The organism is Streptomyces sp. NRRL WC-3549, from assembly GCF_000721935.1.
GTDB lineage: Bacteria > Actinomycetota > Actinomycetes > Streptomycetales > Streptomycetaceae > Streptomyces.
Map to the genome: position 1 here is coordinate 951 of NZ_KL585448.1, position 3322 is coordinate 4272.

Genomic DNA, 3322 nt, shown 5'->3' on the forward strand with positions numbered 1-3322 from the left:
TGTCCGTCGACCGCGTCCACCTGCGACGGTTCCAGACCTGCCGAAGCGAGTGCCTGGAGGATGACGCGCTGCTGGGCCGGGCCGTTCGGTGCCGTCAGGCCGTTGGACGCACCGTCCTGGTTGACGGCAGAACCACGGAGGACGGCCAGCACCTGGTGTCCGTTCCGCCGCGCGTCCGACAGCCGCTCCAGGAGCAGCATTCCTACGCCCTCGCCCCAGCCCGTCCCGTCCGCCGCGTCGGCGAACGACTTGCAGCGGCCGTCCGAGGCCAGCGCTCCCTGCCTGCTGAACTCCACGAACGCCGCCGGTGTCGACATGACCGTCACTCCCCCGGCCAAGGCCAGCGAGCACTCCCCCGCCCGCAGTGCCTGGACCGCCAGGTGCAGCGCTACGAGCGAGGAGGAGCATGCGGTGTCGACGGTCACCGCCGGCCCTTCCAGGCCGAAGGTGTACGAGAGCCGGCCCGAGACGACACTCGCGGCGTTGCTGGTGGCCAGCGAGGCCGTTCCGGCGTCGGGGGAGCCGAGCAGAACCGTGGCGTAGTCCTGGCCGTTGGTCCCCGTGAACACGCTGGTGCGGGTGCCCCGCACCGTGGCCGGGCTGATACCGGCCCGCTCGAAGGTCTCCCACGAGGTTTCGAGCAGCAGCCGCTGCTGGGGGTCCATCCCCAGCGCCTCACGCGGCGAGATCCCGAAGAAGCCGGCGTCGAAGTTGCCCGCGTCGTGGACGAAGCCGCCTTCGTCCCAGTAAGTGGTCCCGGGGCGGCCCCGGTCCTGGCTGTACAGCCGGCCGAGATCCCAGCCCCGGTCCGCCGGGAACTCCGCGATGGCGTCGCGGCCTTCGGCGACCAGGTCCCACAGGTCCTCCGGGGACCGGACGCCGCCGGGGTAGCGGCAGCTCATGCCGACGATCGCAATCGGGTCGTCGTCGGAGCGGAGAACGGCGGAATCAGATCCGACGGCCTCGGCGTCCTGGCCGCCGAGCATCGGCGCCAGCAGGCCCGTGGCGATGTGGTCCGGCGTCGGGTGGTCGAAGACGAGGGTTGCGGGCAGATCCAGCCCGGTCGCCTTGTCGAGTCGGTTACGCAGCTCGACAGCGGTCAGGGAATCGAAACCAAGATCGCGGAAGGCTCTGTCGGCGGGGACGGCCTCGGCCGACGGGTGGCCGAGTACGGCTGCGGCCTCGGCCCTCACGAGGTCGAGCAGTTCACGGATGCTCTCGGTCGCGGAGAGTCCGGCCAACCGGGCGCGGAGCACCTCGGAGGCCCCTGTCCGGAGGTCGCCATCCTCGGACGCGTTGTCCCGCAGAGCTTCGGCCACTTCCGGGATGTCACCGATCAGCGGCCTGGGGCGCGCCAGCGTGAACGCGGGCGCGAACAGGGACCAGTCGATGTCCGCGACGGTCAGGCACGTCTCTCCCGCCTCGACGGCGCGTACGAGCGCTCCGACGGCCAGCCGCGGGTCCATGCCCGAGAGCCCGCGGCGGGCGAGCATGTCCTGGGCGGCGCTGTCGGCCATGCCGCCACCGGACCAGCCGCCCCAGGAGACCGATGTGGCGGGGAGCCCTCGGCTGCGCCGGTGCTCCGCCAGGCCGTCCAGGTAGGCGTTGCCCGCCGCGTAGGCGCCCTGTCCGGCGGCGCCCCATACTCCGGCGCCCGAGGCGAACAGGATGAACGCGTCGAGGGTCCCGCCGGATTCCTCCCCGAAGAGGCTGTCGAGGTTCGCGGCGCCGGCCACCTTGGCGGCGATGGCTTCCGCGACGTCCGTGGGATCGGATTCGGCGAGCCCGGCCATGACGGTCGTTCCTGCGGCGTGGACGACCGTCCCGATTGGCCGGCCGTCGGCTTCCCGGACCTGGTCCACGAGCGCGGCGAGTGCGTCACGGTCGCTGACGTCACAGGCTGCGATCGTCACCCGGGCGCCCAGCGAGACGAGTTCGTCGTGCAGCGCGAGAGCGCCCTCGGCGGCGGGTCCTCGGCGACCGGTGAGCACGAGGTGCTCGACGCCTCGGCGGGCCAGGTCCCGGGCGACGTGCGCTCCCAGCGCACCAGTCCCGCCGGTGACGAGAGCGGTGCCACGCGGGTTCCACGGCGCGGAGGCGGCGGGTGCCTGGGCACGGACGAGCCGGCGTCCGAAGACTCCGCCCTGCCGCAGGGCGACCTGGTCCTCTCCGACGGGCCCGGCCAGCACGGCGCGCATGCGCGCCCACGCCCGGGAGTCGAGGGTGTCCGGGTCCGCCGGGAGGTCGATGAGGCCACCCCAGCGCTCGGCGCGCTCCAGGCCGAGCACCCGGCCCAGGCCCCAGGTCAGTGACTGAACGGCACCTGCGGGGGCCTCGGACCGCCCGATGGACACCGCACCGCGCGTCACGCACCACAGCGGTATGTCCTCCTCCAGGTCCATGAGGGCCTGGATCAGCGCCAGCAGGGCACAGAGCCCGCCGGGCAGTACGGGGTTGCGGCGGTCCGCCTCCTCGTCCAGCGCGAGCAGCGATACGACACCGGTGAGCGGGCCGTTCTCGGCGAGGGCGTCGTTCAGTGCGCTTGCGACGGTCGCCCGGTCGTTCCCGTCCGTGCTGAGAAGGAGCCGTACGACGTCGGCGCCGCCTGCCGCCAGCTCGCGCTCGACAGCGGTCACCGCCTCGTCCCCCGCCAGGTCCACGGGGACCGCGAGGAGCCAGGTGCCGGACGGACCGGCGGAGGAGGTGACCGTCAGAGGCTTCCAGGTGACGCGGTAGCGCCAGGAGTCGACCGTCGACTCGTCACGGTGGCGCCGTCGCCACGACGTCAGGACGGGAACCAGGTCTGTGAGCGAGGACAGCATGTCGTCCTCGACACCGAGTGCCTCGGCCAGGGCCTGCGGGTCGCCGCCGTCGACGGCCTCCCAGAAGCGGGCCTGAGCCGGGTCCTGCGGCGCCAGCGGGTCAGGGCCGCCCAGCGGGTGTTGCTGGGGCTGGGGCCAGAACTCCTGGTGCTGGAAGACGTACGTCGGAAGGTCGACCCGGTGCGAGGTGGTTCCCTCGAAGCAGAAGGCCCAGTCCACGTGGGAACCGCGTACGTGCAGTTCCGCCAGTGCCTGGAGCAGTGACTGCGGCTCGTTCCGGTTCCGGCGCAGAGCGGGCACGTAGGCGTGTCCCTCGCCGTTCAGGTTCTGCTGCGCGATGCCGGACAGTATGCCGCCGGGGCCGGTCTCGAGGAACGTGGCGACGCCCTGTGCCTGAAGGCTCAGCATCCCCTCGTGGAAGCGGACGGCCTGGCGGAGGTGACGCGTCCAGTAGTCCGGGTCGCCCAGCTCACCGGGCTCGGCGAGCCGGCCGGTGACGG

General features: G+C 72.6%; 1 protein-coding gene. It reads right to left on the reverse strand.

The window, feature by feature from the left end; genetic code table 11:
- Nucleotides 1–3322: SDR family NAD(P)-dependent oxidoreductase (locus tag IH13_RS39955; protein ID WP_158791477.1), on the reverse strand; the 3322-nt coding region annotated here is incomplete at both ends.